Genomic DNA, 16,493 nt, shown 5'->3' with positions numbered 1-16,493 from the left:
CGCCTCCGTCAAATTAAGCCTGGGGGAGATGCTCAGGTTCTTCCAGCCAGAAGCCCTCTTTGAGCCAGAAACGATGGGTTAATGACTCACGGCCAATAGCCGGAGTTTATGCACTCTGCGATCGACAGCAAGAGCCGGGTTCGCAGCAGCTATAGCATTTAAAATAACGTCGATATCCGATGTACGGCCCTTACAGGGCGGCCCGCACACTGCCCACAGTAGGTTGAGAGCGGCGACTGGGAAGAGCCTGGCGAGGGCCGCGTTATCGCGTTCGAGATCATGAAGGCTGATCCAATCATCATTGAACGGCGAGACATATGGTAGAAGAGTTTCGACCGCTGCTTCAAACGCCGCGCCGGCCGCGGTAGCCAACGAAAACACCTCTTTACTCACATCATTCGAACGAAAGCTGCGATCGCGCGGCCAGATCGCCTGGAATGTTGGGCCGTAAAGATTTGTCCATGCCGCGGCTCGGTCGTCGGCAGGTGCTTCCTCAAGCCAACTAGTCATAATTTTCAATGCTCCGACACGTATGTCCGCTGTAGCCTCTCGAAGCGTCTGCTTCGCCTGCAGCGGCGAGATGCCCCTGACTAGATTGGGTTCGTCAAAGGAAGCCACCACCGCTCGGATGAGATGCGAGGCGGCATTGGCGGCCGACACATCTTTCTGGCGGCATTCTCGGATCCCCTGCAAAATGAGATCGCCGAAACAGAGCTCGGCATCCGCACGGAAGCTATCGTATTCGACCAATACCCCTCGCAGCCGCCTGCCCTCATCATTGTCTGCGGCAATGGCAGGTCTCAACTCAGCGATTGCAATATCCTGCGAAACGCTAAAAACGAAAGACAGGTATCGGACGCAAGCTGCACGCGCCATTTCGCCCGAATAGGTCGCGGACGCAATCATCCGCTGCATGCGTTGGAGGTCCGCAACGTTCACATCGCCGCCATGCTCTCTTTGAGAGCTGATCCCTTGAAGCAGCGCTTCGGCAAGGGATCCGGCCGGCGAATTGATGACGCGATCGTAGGTCTCGACATCGTCACTCCAGTCCACCTCGGGCTCGCCCTCGGCAGCTTGCCATAGACGATCCCACCAGTCTTGCGGGAGAGCGAGCCCAAGCCGCCGGGCATGCTCTGTGATACGGGCCAGGGGACCAACAAGGGCGCTGATGATCTCGATATCAGCCTCACCGAGAAGACCGAGCGCTTCTTGAATGACCTCAAGCCATTCGGGGCTTGCCATATTTGCGCGACTTGGGATGGTCTCGAGCCACGTTGACCAACGTGCGACCACGCCGGCTTCGAGGGGGCGAGATCGGAGCGCAGCGTACGCCCCAACCGGATCCTCTCGACAATATTCTCCCCAGCCCTGTTGATCTTCGATGTTGCTGCTTTCTTCAAGCCTATCAGCGATCGTGAGGCGTTCGCTTGGCGGGGCCGACACGATTTGTGTCGTTCGCCCGCGTACAGCCCTCACCCCGGAGCTCCAAGTGCGGAACAGATCCCGCTCGTCAATTTCACGCGATAGATATGTTCGCCGCTCACGAATTTCGCGCAGCAGCGCTTCTGCCTCTGGCGCCAGAGGGACCAGTTCACCGATGGCGGTCAACCGCACCCAGATATCGCGGTCCCGAGCACGATCCTGCCAGTCGATACCGTCGGCACTCCGCTCTCGGTCGGCATATCGTTGCGGTCCCTCGGCGACGAGGCGCTGCATCAGACGTTGAACGGCCTCCCCACTCGCTTGAGCAACGTGGGCGCGAACAATGGCGACAAACTCCAGTGCGAAGGACCAAAAGCTCGTCTCGCTGCTGTTTGTAAGCGCATCAATCGCCTCCTCCGCAGTGAAAAGAGCTTGAATCGTGAGTGCGTGCATCCAAAGCCGCGCGGTCAGGTTGAACGGTTCCAACCGCCATCCTTCGGCGACCCTCCTTGTCCCCTGCAAATTCGCTGCGGTGGCTATGGGCAAAGCGGATGAAATCAAAACAGTGAGCGGAACGAACCCGCGTCGATGCTGATTTTGTTGATGCCTGACGACTGACGGTACGCCGAAATCTGTTATATCTCGTCCCGGCCCGATCAACTCAGCGTCACGCGCAGTCCGTAGTTGCCTCGACAGTTGCTCGGAAGCTCGTTCGAGCAACCTCAGAATATTTTCTGCATTGCCGACGGGGGATGTCAGAATGTCACGGAAATGTTCCTGATGCTGGCTTTCCATCGAGAATCGAGCAATCTCAGAAAGTTGGTTCGGCGGTTCGGTGGGATCTTCCTCGCGGAACGGCGCCTCGATTGTAAGGCGCGGTCCGATAGAAGCGACCAAGCGTCCGAGGTCGGATTCCACGACCGGGCCGCGGTCCAGCCGGTGACGCAGCTGGTAATCGAGGAGAGTGTCGTGTTCCACCACTGTGGCCGCCGCTTCGGCGAGCAAGCGCCAGGCTTTCTCCCACGTTGCCTGCTCGGGACGGTTGTGATCCAGTTCACGGAACAGGGCTTGGGAAAGTTCCTTCGATCCCCTCGCAAGATATTTGATTGCTGTCAGGAATCTTGTCCGGTCATCCCATTCTCGCGCGGACCAGCGGGCGAGCATCCAGGCTCGCGCCTGTTCGCCGAAAGCTCGCATCTCTGAACCGAGAATATCGAACCACTCGGCATCCTCGCATCGCGTAACGAAGTGCTCGAAGAGGTCTGCTCGTGCGCCTAGCGCCCACTTGAGCGCTCGAACATCGTGGTCCGAAGCATCAGCTACGGCGCGCGAGACTATGGAAGCTATCATCTCTCGACGACGAACATCCGGATTTTCCACAAGGTTGGCCAGTTCTTCAAGACTTGACCATAGTGGGGCATAGGAATTGCCGTTCTCCAGCTCGAACAGAAGCGGCTCCACCGCCAGCGCTTGCCAAGGCGCGGCCGCAGTTTCCAGGTTACCGTTCGATGAGCTGAAGGCATATACGCGTCGCAGGTCGGTAAACCGTTCCCTATCTCCTTCAAGGACGTTGAGGATGTAGCGTACTGGAGCGTCATTGGCGGTGTAGCCCACAAGAACCAGGGTGCGGCAACGCATGAGGTCAAAAAGGAACCGGGCCGCCCAGCCGGCGCGCAAATAAGCTTCCCCGTACTGGGCGCTTGTCAGTACAAGCTCTGTCTTGGCAAGATCGAGATCGTGATCTGCCAAACGGCCATGGATGTGGACCACACCGGTGAACCTAGCACTCCCCGGAGCCGGGATATCCTGGCCCGCCGCGCTCTCCTGTGCTGCATACTCCGCCGAATGTGAGACAACAAGCGATCTCTCAAACAGCGTGTCAAAGTTTGTGGTGACAATTGTAGGCCTTCCCACCTGATCTCGCGACAGCCGCAAGATAACGTCGTGATGGCCGGTATCAGGGTTTGCGGGCACCTGCAGTTCTGCGGCGGCCGCGTCAATAACGTCATCCGAGCGAACAAGGCGCCGCGAAAGGGCGCCCAAAACCTCTTCATAGCGAGAGGCCTGGAAAGCATGGTCTTCGGCTGGGGTGCGTTGCTCGCCCAGCCGGTTATAGACATTCGTCACAAGGTCACGAAAGTTTGGCAGCTGCGGAGAGCTCACCCCTGCGCCGCAAAGAAATACGACATTGCCTTCGAGCAATTCATCGACGAGCGTTTCGGGGAAATCGGGACCGAGTGGATTAAGTCTCATGATATTCTGGCTGACCGTTCAAGGTGAATTGAGGCTATATGTAAAACTTAAAGGGCTGCTTCTTCTCGCCTTTGATCGCCGATCCCATTGTAAGGACGTCCCCCACCATGCGAGCAAACCGAACCGTGACGGGAAGACCATCATTGAAGTTGCAAGAATTGTAGTTGATCTTTGTCAGACCCATGATGTCTGAGAGTACGTCGCGAATATCCGGTTTTGCGTCTTTGCTCCGCGTTACGGTCACATGGAGTGGATTTGGTGTTTCCGGACCAATATAGGTGTCGAGCTGCGGGACGTATCCTGTCGTCCAGATGTAGTCCATAGCTGTCGATTGCTCCCTGAATGCGCGCTTTGTTAATCACTCCCGAACATTCGAAATATCTGATGAAGTCGGGTGCCTCGGCGACTCGAAGCCAGTTTGAGGTCAAGCGCTCGGGAATGTCGATGATCGGTACGGCCCCGAGTCGGCGAAAAATTTCCCAGTTTGGATTGATCGGCACGTCCGTGCTTCGCGGCACTTTTTGCCTTTGCAGGGTGTCGACAAGCTTGAGCAGACCCTCTCCCCAGTTTCGAACGAAATCGACCGGAACAGTGTCGCCGAGACCTTTTATCTTCCGAAACGTCTCCATGCGAAGCGGGATGACGAACCTCTGATCGCCGATTTCCTTTCCGACTTCCAGGGCAATGTCTAGGTCGTCGTGAATGCCGGTATCCTCCAGACTGGAATCGCGGCAAAGAAGCAGGACCTTCACCGCGCGGTGGCGCAGTGCCCGGGTTATCTCTCGCCGCCAACGTTCGCCCGGCATGAGGGTCAGCACGTCTGCAAAGACCTGATAGCCCTCCGCTTCAAGTTTTGGAGCGAGCCAGAGCGTGAACTCGTCGTCGACAGGTGAGGACTTGATGATAAAAACAGTATCGCGGTTTGCAGGCTCGAGCGTCGCATCGATCGCAGCCTTGGTTGGCGGCAGCAATCGAGCGAGCGGTTGAGGAACCTCTGTCGGCGCCATAGCCTTGCGGCCAGCATTCGTGACGACCTGTTCCAGCACCGGTGTGCTGTGCGCCCAGAGCCCTTCATGAGCCTTGACGATATCAGGATGGGACCGGAGCAGGGCATTGAGATCGTCAGCGCCAAATATATCACCAGTGCCTAATAGGCTCGGGCCAATAATCTCCGATAGTGCCGCTTTGTTCGCCGGCGTCAGTGCAACGGACGTCGTCAGGACGTACCGTTGCGGCGCTAGCTCATCAATCGAAGCACGTTCTTCCCGCATCTTGGACTTGAGTTTCGAAAAGCCTGATCGGAAGTAGTGCTTTGCCTGGAGGATGATAGAACCATCGGCATTGTTGCTGCGCCCATCCATCCCGTCGTCTGCGCCAGCCGTGAACGCCTCAAACCGAACGCCGATTTCGGCGCCGACGAGATCTCGGCTCAGGTTCTCGAAGTCTTCCGGTGAAAGTGTTGCAAATTCATACTTCATTCGCCGAATGATGGGTTGCACCAATACTAGGCGTCAAGTTGTCAGTGGGTCTCTTCTCAGTTGCAGAGCAGTTACCAACAACTCTATCGCGTGAAATGTACCGAGGCCTTACCATCTCGCCGGTTGAGCCGCTCCAGGTACACCTATGCGCGTGTTTGATCTGGGTCATGGCCTACGATGATGGACCGGTCGGGAGTGGTCCTGCCTGTTCCAATGTCTCGGATATAGCGGCGCTGTAGTCGGGATTGCTAGCCACGAAATCCCGAAGCGAATAGCGTGCTGTAGAGTGAGTGCTGCGTACTGAGCCATCCTCATCTAGCCAATCCAGGGCCGCAACAAATCCATGCAATTCGTTCGCCACCTCGTGACGGGCGTCATCAATGGCGCTGCCTATCGCCACTCGCGCATGCATTACCCCACCGTAGACAGTGTGAATTAGTTCAGAGGCGGAAGGCGGGCAGGTCACACCGTCCCAGACGTACATTCCCCGCATTGCGCGCAGGAGGGTTCCATTTCTGCTGATCGCGATCTGGAAAAAGCTGTACATCGCTACCTCATGGAAACGTGCCTGATGGATGGCATAAACGAGGTGCTTCTTGTCCCAAGCATGCAGCTCCACGCTTACGTCGCTCTCAACGATCTGGTTTAAATATGCCGCTGCTTGCGCTTTCCAAAGCTCCTCAAAGGATATGAAATCCAAAAAGGAAGCGGTCGCTGTTTGCCAGGAGGGAACTATCCGGGGTGTCACCGTCGCATGAAATCGATGGCGGCTGGGCCGACCGGCGCCAAGCAAAGGCGACATGGCCTGAGCCATCTCCAAAATTCTCTTATCGTCGTTGATAAGATCATTCTTCGGCCACCCGCCCAGGCGCACAACCTCTTGAAGACCGTAGTTCGGCAACAGCGAGGAGAGTTTCTCCGGCGTGCCGTGCGTCCAACCTTTGGCGACTTCAGGGAAATCGGTAAAGGGCGCGTCATCAATCCAGTTCTTGGCGTCAGCCTCCGGCTCCCATCCTCGGGCAGCATACGGCCAATCTTGACCAATTGGCTTGCCGATCACCTCTTCGATCTTGTCGTGAAGGCCATCTTTAATCCGCCAGACGCAAATCATCATCGAAAAGGGATCGAGGGATTTGCTTGCCTCTGGGCGCCGCTGAAAAAGTAGCAACGCTAGCCGAACAAAAGGAAGTCTTGCGGAGCGAGCCTTGAGAAAATCAACGTAGCGTAAGCGTGGCTCCTCGGCCTCAAACCAGATCAAGTCCATATCAGGGCTAAGCTGTGGGAGGAACCTGATGTCAGTCATCGTAAGTGGCTGCAGCAAAACCTGGTCACCATCGCGAACCGCTTGCAGCGCCGTAACTTGAACATTCACGAAGTGGGCAAAGTACGACAGCGGGAGCAGCAGCTCGCTCCAATGAGTCGATACGACTACGCATCGGATGTTGTGTTGCGGGAGCTGGTCTCGATCCACCAGCAGAGCAACGTATTTGCTGAGTTCGTTCAGGGTAGAACGAGCACTGCTATCGCTACGCTTGATTTCGATGCAGAGGATATGGCCGTACGGATCGCGCGCCAAGATATCGACCCTGCCACCAGAACCATTCGGATTCAGGATAATGTGTTCTTTCTCAAGGAACTCAAGGCCAGGTTCAATGAGATCGAGGTTAGCCACGAGGAAATCTCGAAATTCCGCTTCGTTGGCGAAGAGATCGAGAACCTTCTTACTTGGAATACCATCTAGGCTGTCGATCATTGATTTCGCCCGTTTGCAGCTCCCGGCTATGCAATTAAAGAGTGAATGCCGACAATTACACTACTCGCAAAGCACCGGAAAAGTGAACAACACGACACCACAGCCGCTGTACCATCACTACCTACCATCATTCTATCAAGCACGATGGGCCGGAGAAGACGGGAAGCTGCGCCGGTTTAGCAAGCCTATTGAAAACAAGATCGTAGCGAAATGGGTCTCCCCGGAGGTGTCGGGCGGCGAGGATCTACTATACACCGATCACGCAGCGCCCGCCGACACCGCACAGGCGCTGGAGTCGGGCTTCATGTCGCCCCTCGATTCACTGGCAAGCCAAGCTCTTGTCGCCCTCGAAGCCAACGATCCAGTACTCCGTCGCGACTCTCGCCTACGCAGCGCATGGTCCCGCTTCCTGATGTCGTTGATGATGCGTATGCCCGACCACCTTGAAACGCTATCAGGCGGTCTCATGGAGGAGTGGGCAAGAGCTATGCCAGAGCTGGAAGCGGCTTACGAAGTAGGGAAAGGACCGACCGATCCGGCAACCCTCACAGAATACTTGGACGGTCGTTCGCCCCATGAAATTCGTAGCTGGATGTTCAGGGTCCTGCGAACGCTGATCGATCATTCACAAGTCGGCGCAATGATCAACAATATGCGTTGGTTCGTACGCCAGATTGACGGCCCTGCTCAGTTTTTGACCAGTGATCGGCCGATCATAACCCTGTACGAGTTCGCGGCCGAGGACTCGTATATCATTTTGCCGATCGGCCCTAACTCAGCATTTGTCGCCGTCAACAACGTCGCGACGCAGCGAAGAATCGAGGCTTATGATGCCGAGAGATGGGTGGGCGGGCTCAATAGGTTAATTGCCGGCGCTGCAGTCAGGTTCGCCTTCGCTCGAGATGACGAGATGAGACCGCTGATCGAGGAGGCTTTTGGCTCGAAGCCGCGCACAACGCTATTTCAGTATCTGGTACGATATCGACGTCAAAAAAATTCAGACTGAATAGTCCCCGCACTGACGACGCTCCATCCCTGACCGCCCGCGTGCCCGCCCTCCACATATGGACACCGCTATCTAGTGCAGCAACCAGTGCTGTCTAAGACTGTTACGAGCTAGCGGCCCATCCTCATCAAAACGTAATCCATCCTTTCGAAAAGTAAGTTTTCAGGAGCTTCGCCGACGTCAGCTCCCTCGAGCATTGCGCAAAGATCTGCCAGAGTGATGACCAGAATAAATTTTCCGTTCTCCCGGAGCTGGGTTTCCACGAGCTTTGATGCACCCTGATCGGCGCCGTTTCTTGCAATGACGACTGCGAACGTTCTGAGTCCTCTCGCGAAGAGATACTTCTCGGTGATCTGAATCTCTTGCTGCGTGATAGGATCATGTAAATTCTTCGCGTCGAAGACGACGTATCTAGTCGAAAAATCCGAAGCGACCATGGCCCAGAAGGAACCACCCTCCATCTTGATCCGGCCAATTAGGTCCATCCGATTGAGACCGTCATCAGTTCGTTGCTGGGCATTGAAATTTGAGAGGTCGCGTCCAAACAGCAAGCGGATGGCCTCCTCGGTTAGCAACTCGAAATCTCTCCATCCCTTTAGTCCGGCCGGCGTCTGTCGCAATTTATCTGCCAGCATACGGCCTTGCCGCAACTCTGGATCCATTTTGAGAGGACGCCGCAGATCATCGTCGAGAATTGTCTCTGAAAGCAATTCGTCAAGAATACTCGACAGAGCGTCATTACCTTCAGCAAGCTCCCGTAACTTCTCGACGCCCCAAACTTCCACTTTCCTGTCCTCAGGGGAATATAATTGAGTTCGTAGGTTATCTGGCAGGTCCACCGTCGTCACAATAATCCCGCGATCAAATTCGTCCGAGCTGAGGATCTCGTGCATATGGGCGATCGAGTCCGATATGCGTTGATGCCAATCGCGATGCCAACGAAACATCCTTATTTCAATAGCTACCGAGTGATCTAACCCGAGCGGTTGAAACCTCAGGTCCGGTACAAGGCGAAACTGCTCGTACTCGTCCTCAGTGGCCGGCATCTCGTCCGGCTTCAGCGCTACCGCGCTACCGACCGCCGGTTGACTGAGAATGTCTTCGACCAAACCTTCCCAGTCGCGAGCAAGGTTCTGGGTCCCGAGTTGCAGTTCCTTCATTTTCCCCAAGTTCGGCTCCCGTCTTCGATCATCTCCACAATCTATGTCGAAGTTCATCTCGAGTAGCTAGACGATCCCCCACGCCCGAAACCTCCCCCGCCCGGTCATCTCGCGAAGCCCGAGCTCCAGCACGATCCGCCGCGCTGCCTGCTGCGTAACGCCAAGCGTCTTGGCCACCATCCCGGCCGACACCAATGGCTTCGCCATTACCAGCTCGACCAGCTCCGGCAGTTTCGACGACGCTCGCCGGCCGGCAATCTTCCGCTCCATCATGGTGCGCGCCAGCGCCAGCCGGTCGTGCTCCTTCAAGCCAATCTCGGCGGCCGCCAGCAATCCCTGCGCAAGCGCCAGCAGCCTGGTGCCGCGGTCGCGATGCCGTCGCCGATCGACCGGGATGGTTTTCAGGCCAACATTGACCGCCACCAGGTGGCCGCCAGTGGCAACGCCAGCCTGGCGCAGCAGCGCCGCGGCCAGCAGCCGGCCGAGCCAAGGGGCGTGCTGCGACACCGCCAATTCATTCCAGGCATCGAGGGCGACGATCGCCGCCAACACCGGTGGCAGCTCCCGCGCCTGGCGAACGACGTCGCGCCATTCATCGAGCCGCGCATCCTCATCCCAGTCGAGATCGTAGACCAGCGCCTTGGTGTCAGCGGCGCGGTGGCTTGCCACCTTGTTCGGCCGCTTAGCCTCCTCGATTGCAGCGGCCGAACGGGCCAGCACCGCATCGATTTCCGCGAAGACACTCCTGTCCAGATCGGACGCATTCGCGTCAGCCCCGTCGTCGCGCTCGCTCTCCCCTCCCCCGATCGGTCCGCCGTCAATCGCATCGCTGTCGTCCTCTGATGGTCCGGGCCACGCCCGGGCTGCAGGCCCCGCCTGCCGGAGGGTGCGCAGGCCGTCGGGACTGAGGACCCAGGCCGGCGGTTGACTGGCGATGCGGCGGCGAGTGCGCAGAACGTCGCGGGCGATGGTCAGTTCGTGGGTTGGGGCGCGGACGTCGGCGCCGGCGTCGTGCAGGACGAGGTCCTCGAGATGCACGAGCTCGCCGTCGAGCCACAGCGAGGCGCAGGCATCGGCAAAATTCTGCCGTTCGAGAAGGCCGGCGCCAACGTTCGAGCGGGCGATGCGCTCGTCCAGCCGGGTCAGCGCCGCGCTGGCGTCCGCAATCGGCCGCAGGAGGCTCTGGATCGGCAATTTGGCAAGATCGTAACGCATTGAATTCATGGTAAATCATTCGTTAAACGAATGCTATATGCATATTACTGTTCGTCACTTCATATGATTGTCCAGGCAACGCTTGGCTATCGATAATTATAGGTTATCGATGGTATGGATCCAGTCCAGCGCCATCTCTCAACGCGTGCACCGATGTCGCGTCACTGCATAACGATTCTCACGGTTGAGAATCGCCTTTTACAAACCTCCGGTCAATCCTTCGGAATTGCTTACGCCCCCGTCATCGCCGCATCACCCGCGCCGCACCATCGATTTCGCGATCTCGACGATATCATCCCGCGACGCCGTCGGATCCTCCTTCGACCAGGCAATGCCGAGCCCGATCTTGAAGTCGATCCCCCTCACCTTTTTCAGCACGAAGCTGCGGTTCGGGATATCGGTCGTCCACTCCGGTGCAAAGCCGACGCCAAGACCGGCAGAGACGAGAGAGACCAAAGAATAGGTGTCGTCGCAGCTATAGGCAACGTTCTTCGTCAGATCGTATTCCTCGAACTTCTCATTGAAGTACCGTTCGGTGAAAGAGAGGTTCTGCCGGTTGAAGGCAATGATCTTCTGATCGCGTAGGTCCTCAATCGAAATCTCATTGAGCGAAGCCAGCGGATTGCTCTCGGCTACCGCCAGAAGATAGCGTTCATGGGCAACGGAGAAGAAGCGCAGCGATCCGATGTTTTCGACCGGCCTGATAAAGCCAAGGTTGAGCTGTCCGGTCTCCAGCCCGCGAATGATGTCTCCGGTGTTGCCTGATGCGATGTGGATGCGGACATCAGGAAACTTGCGGGCGATCTTGCCAAGGAACTGGGGCAGCATCCCCATGGTGGCGGGATACACGGTACCGATTTTGATCTGGCGAATGCGACTGCCACCTGCGGCCCGTGTCAGCTCGGTCGTCAACTCCATCTCGCTGAGGATGCGGACAGCACGATCGTAGAAGGTCTCCCCTGCCCTCGTCAGCTCGACCCGACGTGTCGAGCGGATGAACAACGGACAGCCAAGCTCCCTCTCTAGCGCCATGACATGATTGCTGAGCGCCGGCTGGGCGATATTCATCTTGATCGCAGCTCGACCGAAGTGGAGCTCCTCGGCGACCGCTCGGAAAAGAGATAGTTGGCGCAGTTCCATGCTGCAGTCCTCGGCATCGTGCATATGAACAACCAGAGGATTAATATGGGACCTACAGTCCGTCGATTGTCAAGCCGTTTAAATGTGTTGTGCGCCAATGGACACGAAGCACACCATTGGATGGAATTTGAGAAGCCTACGCGTCGAGCGTGGACTGTCACAAGAGAGGCTCGCCCTTGAGGCAGGCATCGATCGGTCTTACGTTGGCAGGGTGGAGCGCGGTGAAGAAAACGTTACTGTTGCCACACTTGAAGCTTTCGCCAATGTCCTGTCGGTTGGGGTCGTGGCGCTTTTTGCGGAAGTTGACCCTACGAGCGGCAGACCTGAACCTCTCCGGTCAGGGCGCAAACCAAAGAACGCTAAGTAGGAAGAGTTCAGGTTCCCGTTTCAAAGATTCCAAATATGGATCGTCGATTACAGCTCCACTAGCGCCGGCTAACCGACCAGCTACACCTGACAGATGGAAGGTAAGTGGCAGCGCGTGAGTTTCCTCCAGTTCGCAAGCAATTTCTCCGCCGTAGATCGCCACCAGATGACGAAGTTAGCTTGGAATGGGGATCCATGAGCGCTATCAAGCAAATCGCGCTGTATGGCCCGCTATTGGAACCTTCATATACGCTTGCAAAAATAGTGTTATTGACACACTTTATATTTGTACAATCTATTGCGAGTTCGAAGATCGGGACCATCGCCGCGATGCAAGAAAAGGCTAACAATCAAAAGACGCCTACCCGTCTCGCAGGATATGCACGCTTCTCCCCCGCCGATCATCAGGCTAACGATCGGCAAGTGGATGATCTTCGAGCCGCCGGTTGCGACCGCATCTATCTGGAACACGGATTCAGCTCATCACAAGCGAGGCCGATCTTGGTCCGGCTACTTCAGGATCTGAACGCTGGGGATGCTCTGGTAGTCGCCCGCTTAGATCGAGTAGCGCGCTCTGCAAGCGACCTCTTGGCCCTGATTGAAAAACTCAAAGATAGGCAGATCGGCTTCCGCTCCCTAGGTGATCCGATCGACACGACCGGGCCGCTGGGGGCCTTTTCCATCCAGGTTCTTGGTGCAATCGTAGATCTCGAAAAGGCGCAAAGCGCCGAGCGCGCGAGAGAAAGTATCAAGGCAGCAAAAGCTCAAGGACGACTTCCTGGCAACCCCGGTCTTCGGGAAAAGCGCCCGGAAGCGATTGAAGCTGCGTCCAAGGCACGCGAGAAGCTTTACATCGATGGCCTCAACGCGTCGTCGGAAACCTGGCTTCCAGTCGTCAGGCAACTGCGCCCAAAGCACAGCTGGGATAACGTTGTCGACGTCCTCAACCGACGCGGCCAAGATTGGACGGTAGAGCGCCTTCGTCGAGCGGTACACCGTCTGGTGCGCGAGCAGCTTGCAGAAAAGGAACTTCTCGACCGCTCCCCTCGCCGCGCTCCCGAAGACCATCTGATGAAAAAGGTAGCGGCAATCACTATCGCCGACCCGAGCTTATCGCTTCGCGGCATTGCAAGTGAGCTTGAGAAGATGGGAGAAAGACCTGCACGTGGCGGGAAGAAATTTCAGCCCTCATCTGTCCGAGATCTGCTCGACAAAGCCCACCGATTTGGTCTCATCCGCCGTTAGGATCTGGGTACCCGGCGCCTGCGTCTACCTCATTCTGTCCGACAGAATGATTAAACGAGGGTCTCCACTTTTGATCCTCGCGCGTGTCTTCGAGCGCTGCAAATTCGATCGAGCGAAGCGGAGAATTGACCTCCTCGCAGTCGCAGTCGACCTGATCAATCGTCACGTCCCTCGCTGACATCTCTTGAAGTTCGACACGCCACGGCGCTCACGCAGATCCGATAGCTTTCGAGGATGACCATTGCCGGCGGTTGGCGCACCAACCGAGCAACGTCGCCTATCCAGACTGGGAACTCTTCTCCGCGCTGCTCCGAACAATAGACCTTGCTGATCGGAATCCAGCCTTGCCTACCGCGACGAGACGTCAGGTCGAAAAGCGCACAGCTTGTTGTGGCAGACCCAAGATCGCCAAGGCGTGCCGGAAGAGAAGCGAAAGCCTCCCGACAGGCACGAGCCGCTCTTCGAATGGTCCCCGCGCCAGGACTTTTACGAGTGCCGATACCAATCGCCGGACGCAGCAATCGCTAGCCGATAAGCGCCACTGGCGAGCCCTACCATCCCAGATGCCATGGAATAGCTTAGCTTAGGGCAGACGGCTCCTGATTAAAGACTGACCAGTACCGAGGCATCATGGTCCGGCACTCGTAGCCAGCACCATGCGTTCAAGCCATGTGGCTCCATATTGGATGCCTCTCAGGATCGACGCTGCAGATTTCGTGACACGGTTACGTTCGACGCCATTGCCAGGTTGCGAATCCAATCGCCTCTTTTGCGATGTCTCGCTCGCGACGGTATGCGAGGGTTTGGCGTGCCGCCTCGCTGGTGGCATTGGCAGCTTCAATTGGCACAGCGCGCCGGTAAACCACACGCAAAACCAGGGGGGTGTCATTGCCGTCCAAGAAGAAGCGCATATGCCAGCGGTAAGCGAGGCACTCCTTTTGGCCTGGAACAGGACCTTTGGTCGGCGCAAATAAACCGGCGCGCACCGACGCTGCCAACGTCAGAAGTTTGGCGCACCGAACCACCCTTCGCCTGCGCTATCTATTGGCCTACAATTTCTCGCCGTTAGCTCGCGCCAAGCCGTATTCTCAACGAGAGCTTCGTCACCGGACACACCCCTCCGGCGAGCGTCCGGCAGGCTAGCACCGGATTTTGTTGGGCGCCACAGCCGCAAAGGTCATCGTTCATGGGATGCGCCAACTCCCGCGACCCCATTGTCCACATCCAGGATTGCTTGCGTTGCAATGATGTTGGTGGCCTTTCTGCGTCGCCTCAAAGCGAGTATGCCTCTCAGCCTGAACGGCAGAGACTTGCAGTGGACGACTCCTTAGAGCAGCGCCTAGGTGCGGAATGACCATCTGCGTAGGAGCAGAAAGCAGGCGTCAGGCGCGATGCAAAACTTGGCCGGTGGCGTCAAACAGACCTAGCCCTCCCCAATGGAAGGCCTCGCGAGCGCATAGACGATGACACATGTTCTGCCAAGTCTTTGCGGAGGGAAGCAATGCCTGACGCCCGCTGAGACGCCGCCGCGCCGGTCGGTCGGTCGCAGGTGCTGCATGTACCTCTCGCAAAGATCCACTAACTGAGAGGAGGGTCGCCGCGGAACGGCAATCAACCGAGCAGGCGACCGTGCGTCGACTAGTTCATTGATCCGGCTGGGCGTCGCTCAATACAGCGACACTTCCCCGCAGCATGTTTGGTGAAATCGATCGGACAGGAGTGGGCCGCGGCCCACAGCACTAACTAATTGAATTTACTATAAATTCCAGAATAGCCAAACGTCGCTAAAGTCCCAGCCCGCCTCTGTGGGCCGCGGCCCACGATCCCAACTCATTGAAATAAGGTCATTTTATGAAGTCGATCGAAAATTGACACCCCGCATCCTGCGCCCCAGCCGTGCGGCCATTATTGGCTGCTCGCGGTCACACCAACCAAACGAGAATCTCCCACTCACCTCCTGGCACCTTCAAAGCCACGAGCCGTGTGAGGGTCCGCGTAAGCTGAACCGGCGTGTCGAAGCCCCGTCGGCGTTCTAGTCACATGCGTATTCCAACAAGCGAGCGGCGAGGGGAGGGGCGCAGCGCTGGCCAAACAGCAAGATCCACCAGCCTCATTCATATATAGAATCGATGACGTCACTAAAAACCCGCGAACAATCGGACACCTACCTATCGCCAGCCACCACCGAGAACATCCGTCGCTGCGGCAAGTCGAACAGGGCCCGCGCGCATTCGCACCGCTTGGAAGGCTGCATCTCGCTCATCAGAAGAACGGTCAGCGGGGAACGGGGTAACTGGATATTTGGTCGAGGTCACGCGATCTCTCAGCGATCCATTCATACCGAGAGGGTCGGATGAACGTCGACGTCGTCATCAAAAACTCGGGAATGACGTTTCTACTGAGCCGTCGGCGGAAGCTCACGGGAGATGATCATGGAAGCGGGGCGGGCGAGAAGGACAATCATCTGGGCAGCGGCCGGACTCATTGGACTGGGGCACGCCTCGGCCTCGGCGAACTGCGTGTCGGTTATCCAAAACGAAAACTGGCCAGCTATTGCACGCGCAATCTCGAATGTCCGGCTCTGCGAACAGCTGCCGGTCGGACCCACCAAGACCAGGAGTTTCGAAGTAGCCTCTGCTGAAGTCTGTGCGCAGTCAGGCGGGCTGACAACGGTGCGGGCGCAGGCCAATCTGACATGCGAGACTGACGGCAGTTCGCTGTTCCAGGTCGATGCCGTGGAGGGAAGAGTGACTGTTGATATTACCCTGGAGCCGTCAACTTGCGGGATTACAGAAGCTCACCTCAATATCGATGATGGTCTTGGAGGTCTCCTGTCTGATTTAACCGATACCGACGACTTGGCGCGTAGCTGGGCTCAATCACATGCCACGAGGTTATGCCGATTGCAGTAAGAGGAGGGGAGGCGAGCTCCCTGAACCGCGACCTATTCGAGCGCGATCTCAGCAAGACCGAGAGTCTATAAGGTCCGTGTCGGTAGCGTAAGAAGATCTCTTGTCTCCAAGACTCAAGAAAAGACCTAAGGAGCCCGGCGGTTTCGAACGACATTTGGAATTGGCAGAAAGACGACGCGTGATCATGCCCCGTAGCGTGGTGTAGATCGGCGGTAGCAATGCCGCTCGCGAGCGCGCCCTTAGCGCGCTGTAACGAGTGAGCGACTTTGCGGGCGGTCATCGATAATCTCCGGTATGGTTGGGTTGCTGACACTCAACCAGATACGAAGGATACATCGATGACCAACGACATAATGGACCTACTCGAGCTTGTGGAGAAGACCCCGGACGCGGATATTCTGCGCGACGTGATCGGTTTTGCTGCTGATCAACTGCGCGTAAGCATCTCATTCCAGTCGGCTCTTCCCAAACTGGCTAAGCGGCCACCTGCATAACCAAACCGCCCGATTGCGATTGAACGTCATGCCCGACGTAAACTCTATT

The 16,493-nt window shown here is 57.0% G+C and carries 11 protein-coding genes; 5 read left to right on the top strand and 6 right to left on the bottom strand.

Going from position 1 to position 16,493, the window contains the following annotated elements; translation table 11 throughout:
- Positions 1-78: 78 nt before the first annotated feature.
- The 3 genes from QTL96_RS27885 to QTL96_RS27875 all read right to left on the bottom strand — a co-directional run bounded on the left by QTL96_RS27885 (position 79) and on the right by QTL96_RS27875 (position 6,906).
- Positions 79-3,675, bottom strand: a complete 3,597-nt coding sequence (locus QTL96_RS27885) for an SIR2 family protein (protein ID WP_289729999.1) — start codon at positions 3,673-3,675, stop codon at positions 79-81.
- 140 nt (positions 3,676-3,815) lie between these two features.
- Positions 3,816-5,153, bottom strand: coding sequence for a toll/interleukin-1 receptor domain-containing protein (locus QTL96_RS27880; protein WP_289729998.1), 1,338 nt, complete (start codon positions 5,151-5,153; stop codon positions 3,816-3,818).
- Between the two features lie 172 nt (positions 5,154-5,325).
- Positions 5,326-6,906 (bottom strand): endonuclease NucS domain-containing protein, encoded by a 1,581-nt coding sequence (locus tag QTL96_RS27875; protein WP_289729997.1) that lies wholly within the window; start codon positions 6,904-6,906, stop codon positions 5,326-5,328.
- A gap of 82 nt (positions 6,907-6,988) precedes the next feature.
- Between QTL96_RS27875 and QTL96_RS27870 the strand changes: the two genes are divergently transcribed.
- A complete protein-coding gene (locus QTL96_RS27870; protein ID WP_289729996.1) occupies positions 6,989-7,912 on the top strand; it encodes a DUF4238 domain-containing protein in 924 nt (307 codons plus the stop codon).
- A 110-nt stretch (positions 7,913-8,022) separates the two neighbouring features.
- Here the strand turns inward: QTL96_RS27870 and QTL96_RS27865 are convergent, their stop codons facing one another.
- The 3 genes from QTL96_RS27865 to QTL96_RS27855 all read right to left on the bottom strand — a co-directional run bounded on the left by QTL96_RS27865 (position 8,023) and on the right by QTL96_RS27855 (position 11,427).
- A complete protein-coding gene (locus QTL96_RS27865; RefSeq protein ID WP_289729995.1) occupies positions 8,023-9,081 on the bottom strand; it encodes a hypothetical protein in 1,059 nt (352 codons plus the stop codon).
- Between the two features lie 57 nt (positions 9,082-9,138).
- Positions 9,139-10,296: an RHE_PE00001 family protein gene (locus tag QTL96_RS27860; RefSeq protein ID WP_289729994.1), complete on the bottom strand. Its 1,158-nt coding sequence runs from the start codon at positions 10,294-10,296 to the stop codon at positions 9,139-9,141.
- 243 nt (positions 10,297-10,539) lie between these two features.
- Entirely contained in the window at positions 10,540-11,427 is an 888-nt protein-coding gene (locus QTL96_RS27855; protein WP_289729993.1) for a LysR family transcriptional regulator, read from the bottom strand.
- Between the two features lie 97 nt (positions 11,428-11,524).
- Here QTL96_RS27855 and QTL96_RS27850 point away from each other — a divergent pair, with 97 nt between their 5' ends.
- The 4 genes from QTL96_RS27850 (at position 11,525) to QTL96_RS27835 (ending at position 16,444) form a co-directional block, all read left to right on the top strand.
- A complete protein-coding gene (locus QTL96_RS27850; protein WP_289729992.1) occupies positions 11,525-11,794 on the top strand; it encodes a helix-turn-helix transcriptional regulator in 270 nt (89 codons plus the stop codon).
- A gap of 329 nt (positions 11,795-12,123) precedes the next feature.
- Positions 12,124-13,038: a recombinase family protein gene (locus QTL96_RS27845; RefSeq protein WP_289730170.1), complete on the top strand. Its 915-nt coding sequence runs from the start codon at positions 12,124-12,126 to the stop codon at positions 13,036-13,038.
- Positions 13,039-15,470: 2,432 nt separating this feature from the next.
- Complete coding sequence (locus tag QTL96_RS27840) at positions 15,471-15,950, top strand: hypothetical protein (RefSeq protein WP_289729991.1); 480 nt, start codon at positions 15,471-15,473, stop codon at positions 15,948-15,950.
- A 338-nt stretch (positions 15,951-16,288) separates the two neighbouring features.
- On the top strand, positions 16,289-16,444 hold the full coding sequence (locus QTL96_RS27835; protein ID WP_289730181.1) for a hypothetical protein: 156 nt from the start codon (positions 16,289-16,291) through the stop codon (positions 16,442-16,444).
- The last annotated feature ends 49 nt before the right edge of the window (positions 16,445-16,493 follow it).

The sequence above is a fragment of the Rhizobium sp. S163 genome (assembly GCF_030380805.1).
In the GTDB taxonomy this organism is placed as follows: domain Bacteria; phylum Pseudomonadota; class Alphaproteobacteria; order Rhizobiales; family Rhizobiaceae; genus Rhizobium.
The sequence above is the reverse complement of the archived record's forward strand: the minus strand, read 5'-3'. Positions and strand labels throughout refer to the sequence as shown.

Excerpts from the sequence above, each read along its gene's own strand:
- QTL96_RS27885 (WP_289729999.1), bottom strand. The coding sequence starts at position 3,675 with ATGAGACTTAATCCACTCGGTCCCGATTTCCCCGAAACGCTCGTCGAT.
- QTL96_RS27880 (WP_289729998.1), bottom strand. The coding sequence starts at position 5,153 with ATGAAGTATGAATTTGCAACACTTTCACCGGAAGACTTCGAGAACCTG.
- QTL96_RS27835 (WP_289730181.1), top strand. The coding sequence starts at position 16,289 with ATGACCAACGACATAATGGACCTACTCGAGCTTGTGGAGAAGACCCCG.
- QTL96_RS27860 (WP_289729994.1), bottom strand. The coding sequence starts at position 10,296 with ATGAATTCAATGCGTTACGATCTTGCCAAATTGCCGATCCAGAGCCTC.
- QTL96_RS27845 (WP_289730170.1), top strand. The coding sequence starts at position 12,124 with ATGCAAGAAAAGGCTAACAATCAAAAGACGCCTACCCGTCTCGCAGGA.
- QTL96_RS27855 (WP_289729993.1), bottom strand. The coding sequence starts at position 11,427 with ATGGAACTGCGCCAACTATCTCTTTTCCGAGCGGTCGCCGAGGAGCTC.
- QTL96_RS27840 (WP_289729991.1), top strand. The coding sequence starts at position 15,471 with ATGGAAGCGGGGCGGGCGAGAAGGACAATCATCTGGGCAGCGGCCGGA.
- QTL96_RS27850 (WP_289729992.1), top strand. The coding sequence starts at position 11,525 with ATGGACACGAAGCACACCATTGGATGGAATTTGAGAAGCCTACGCGTC.
- QTL96_RS27875 (WP_289729997.1), bottom strand. The coding sequence starts at position 6,906 with ATGATCGACAGCCTAGATGGTATTCCAAGTAAGAAGGTTCTCGATCTC.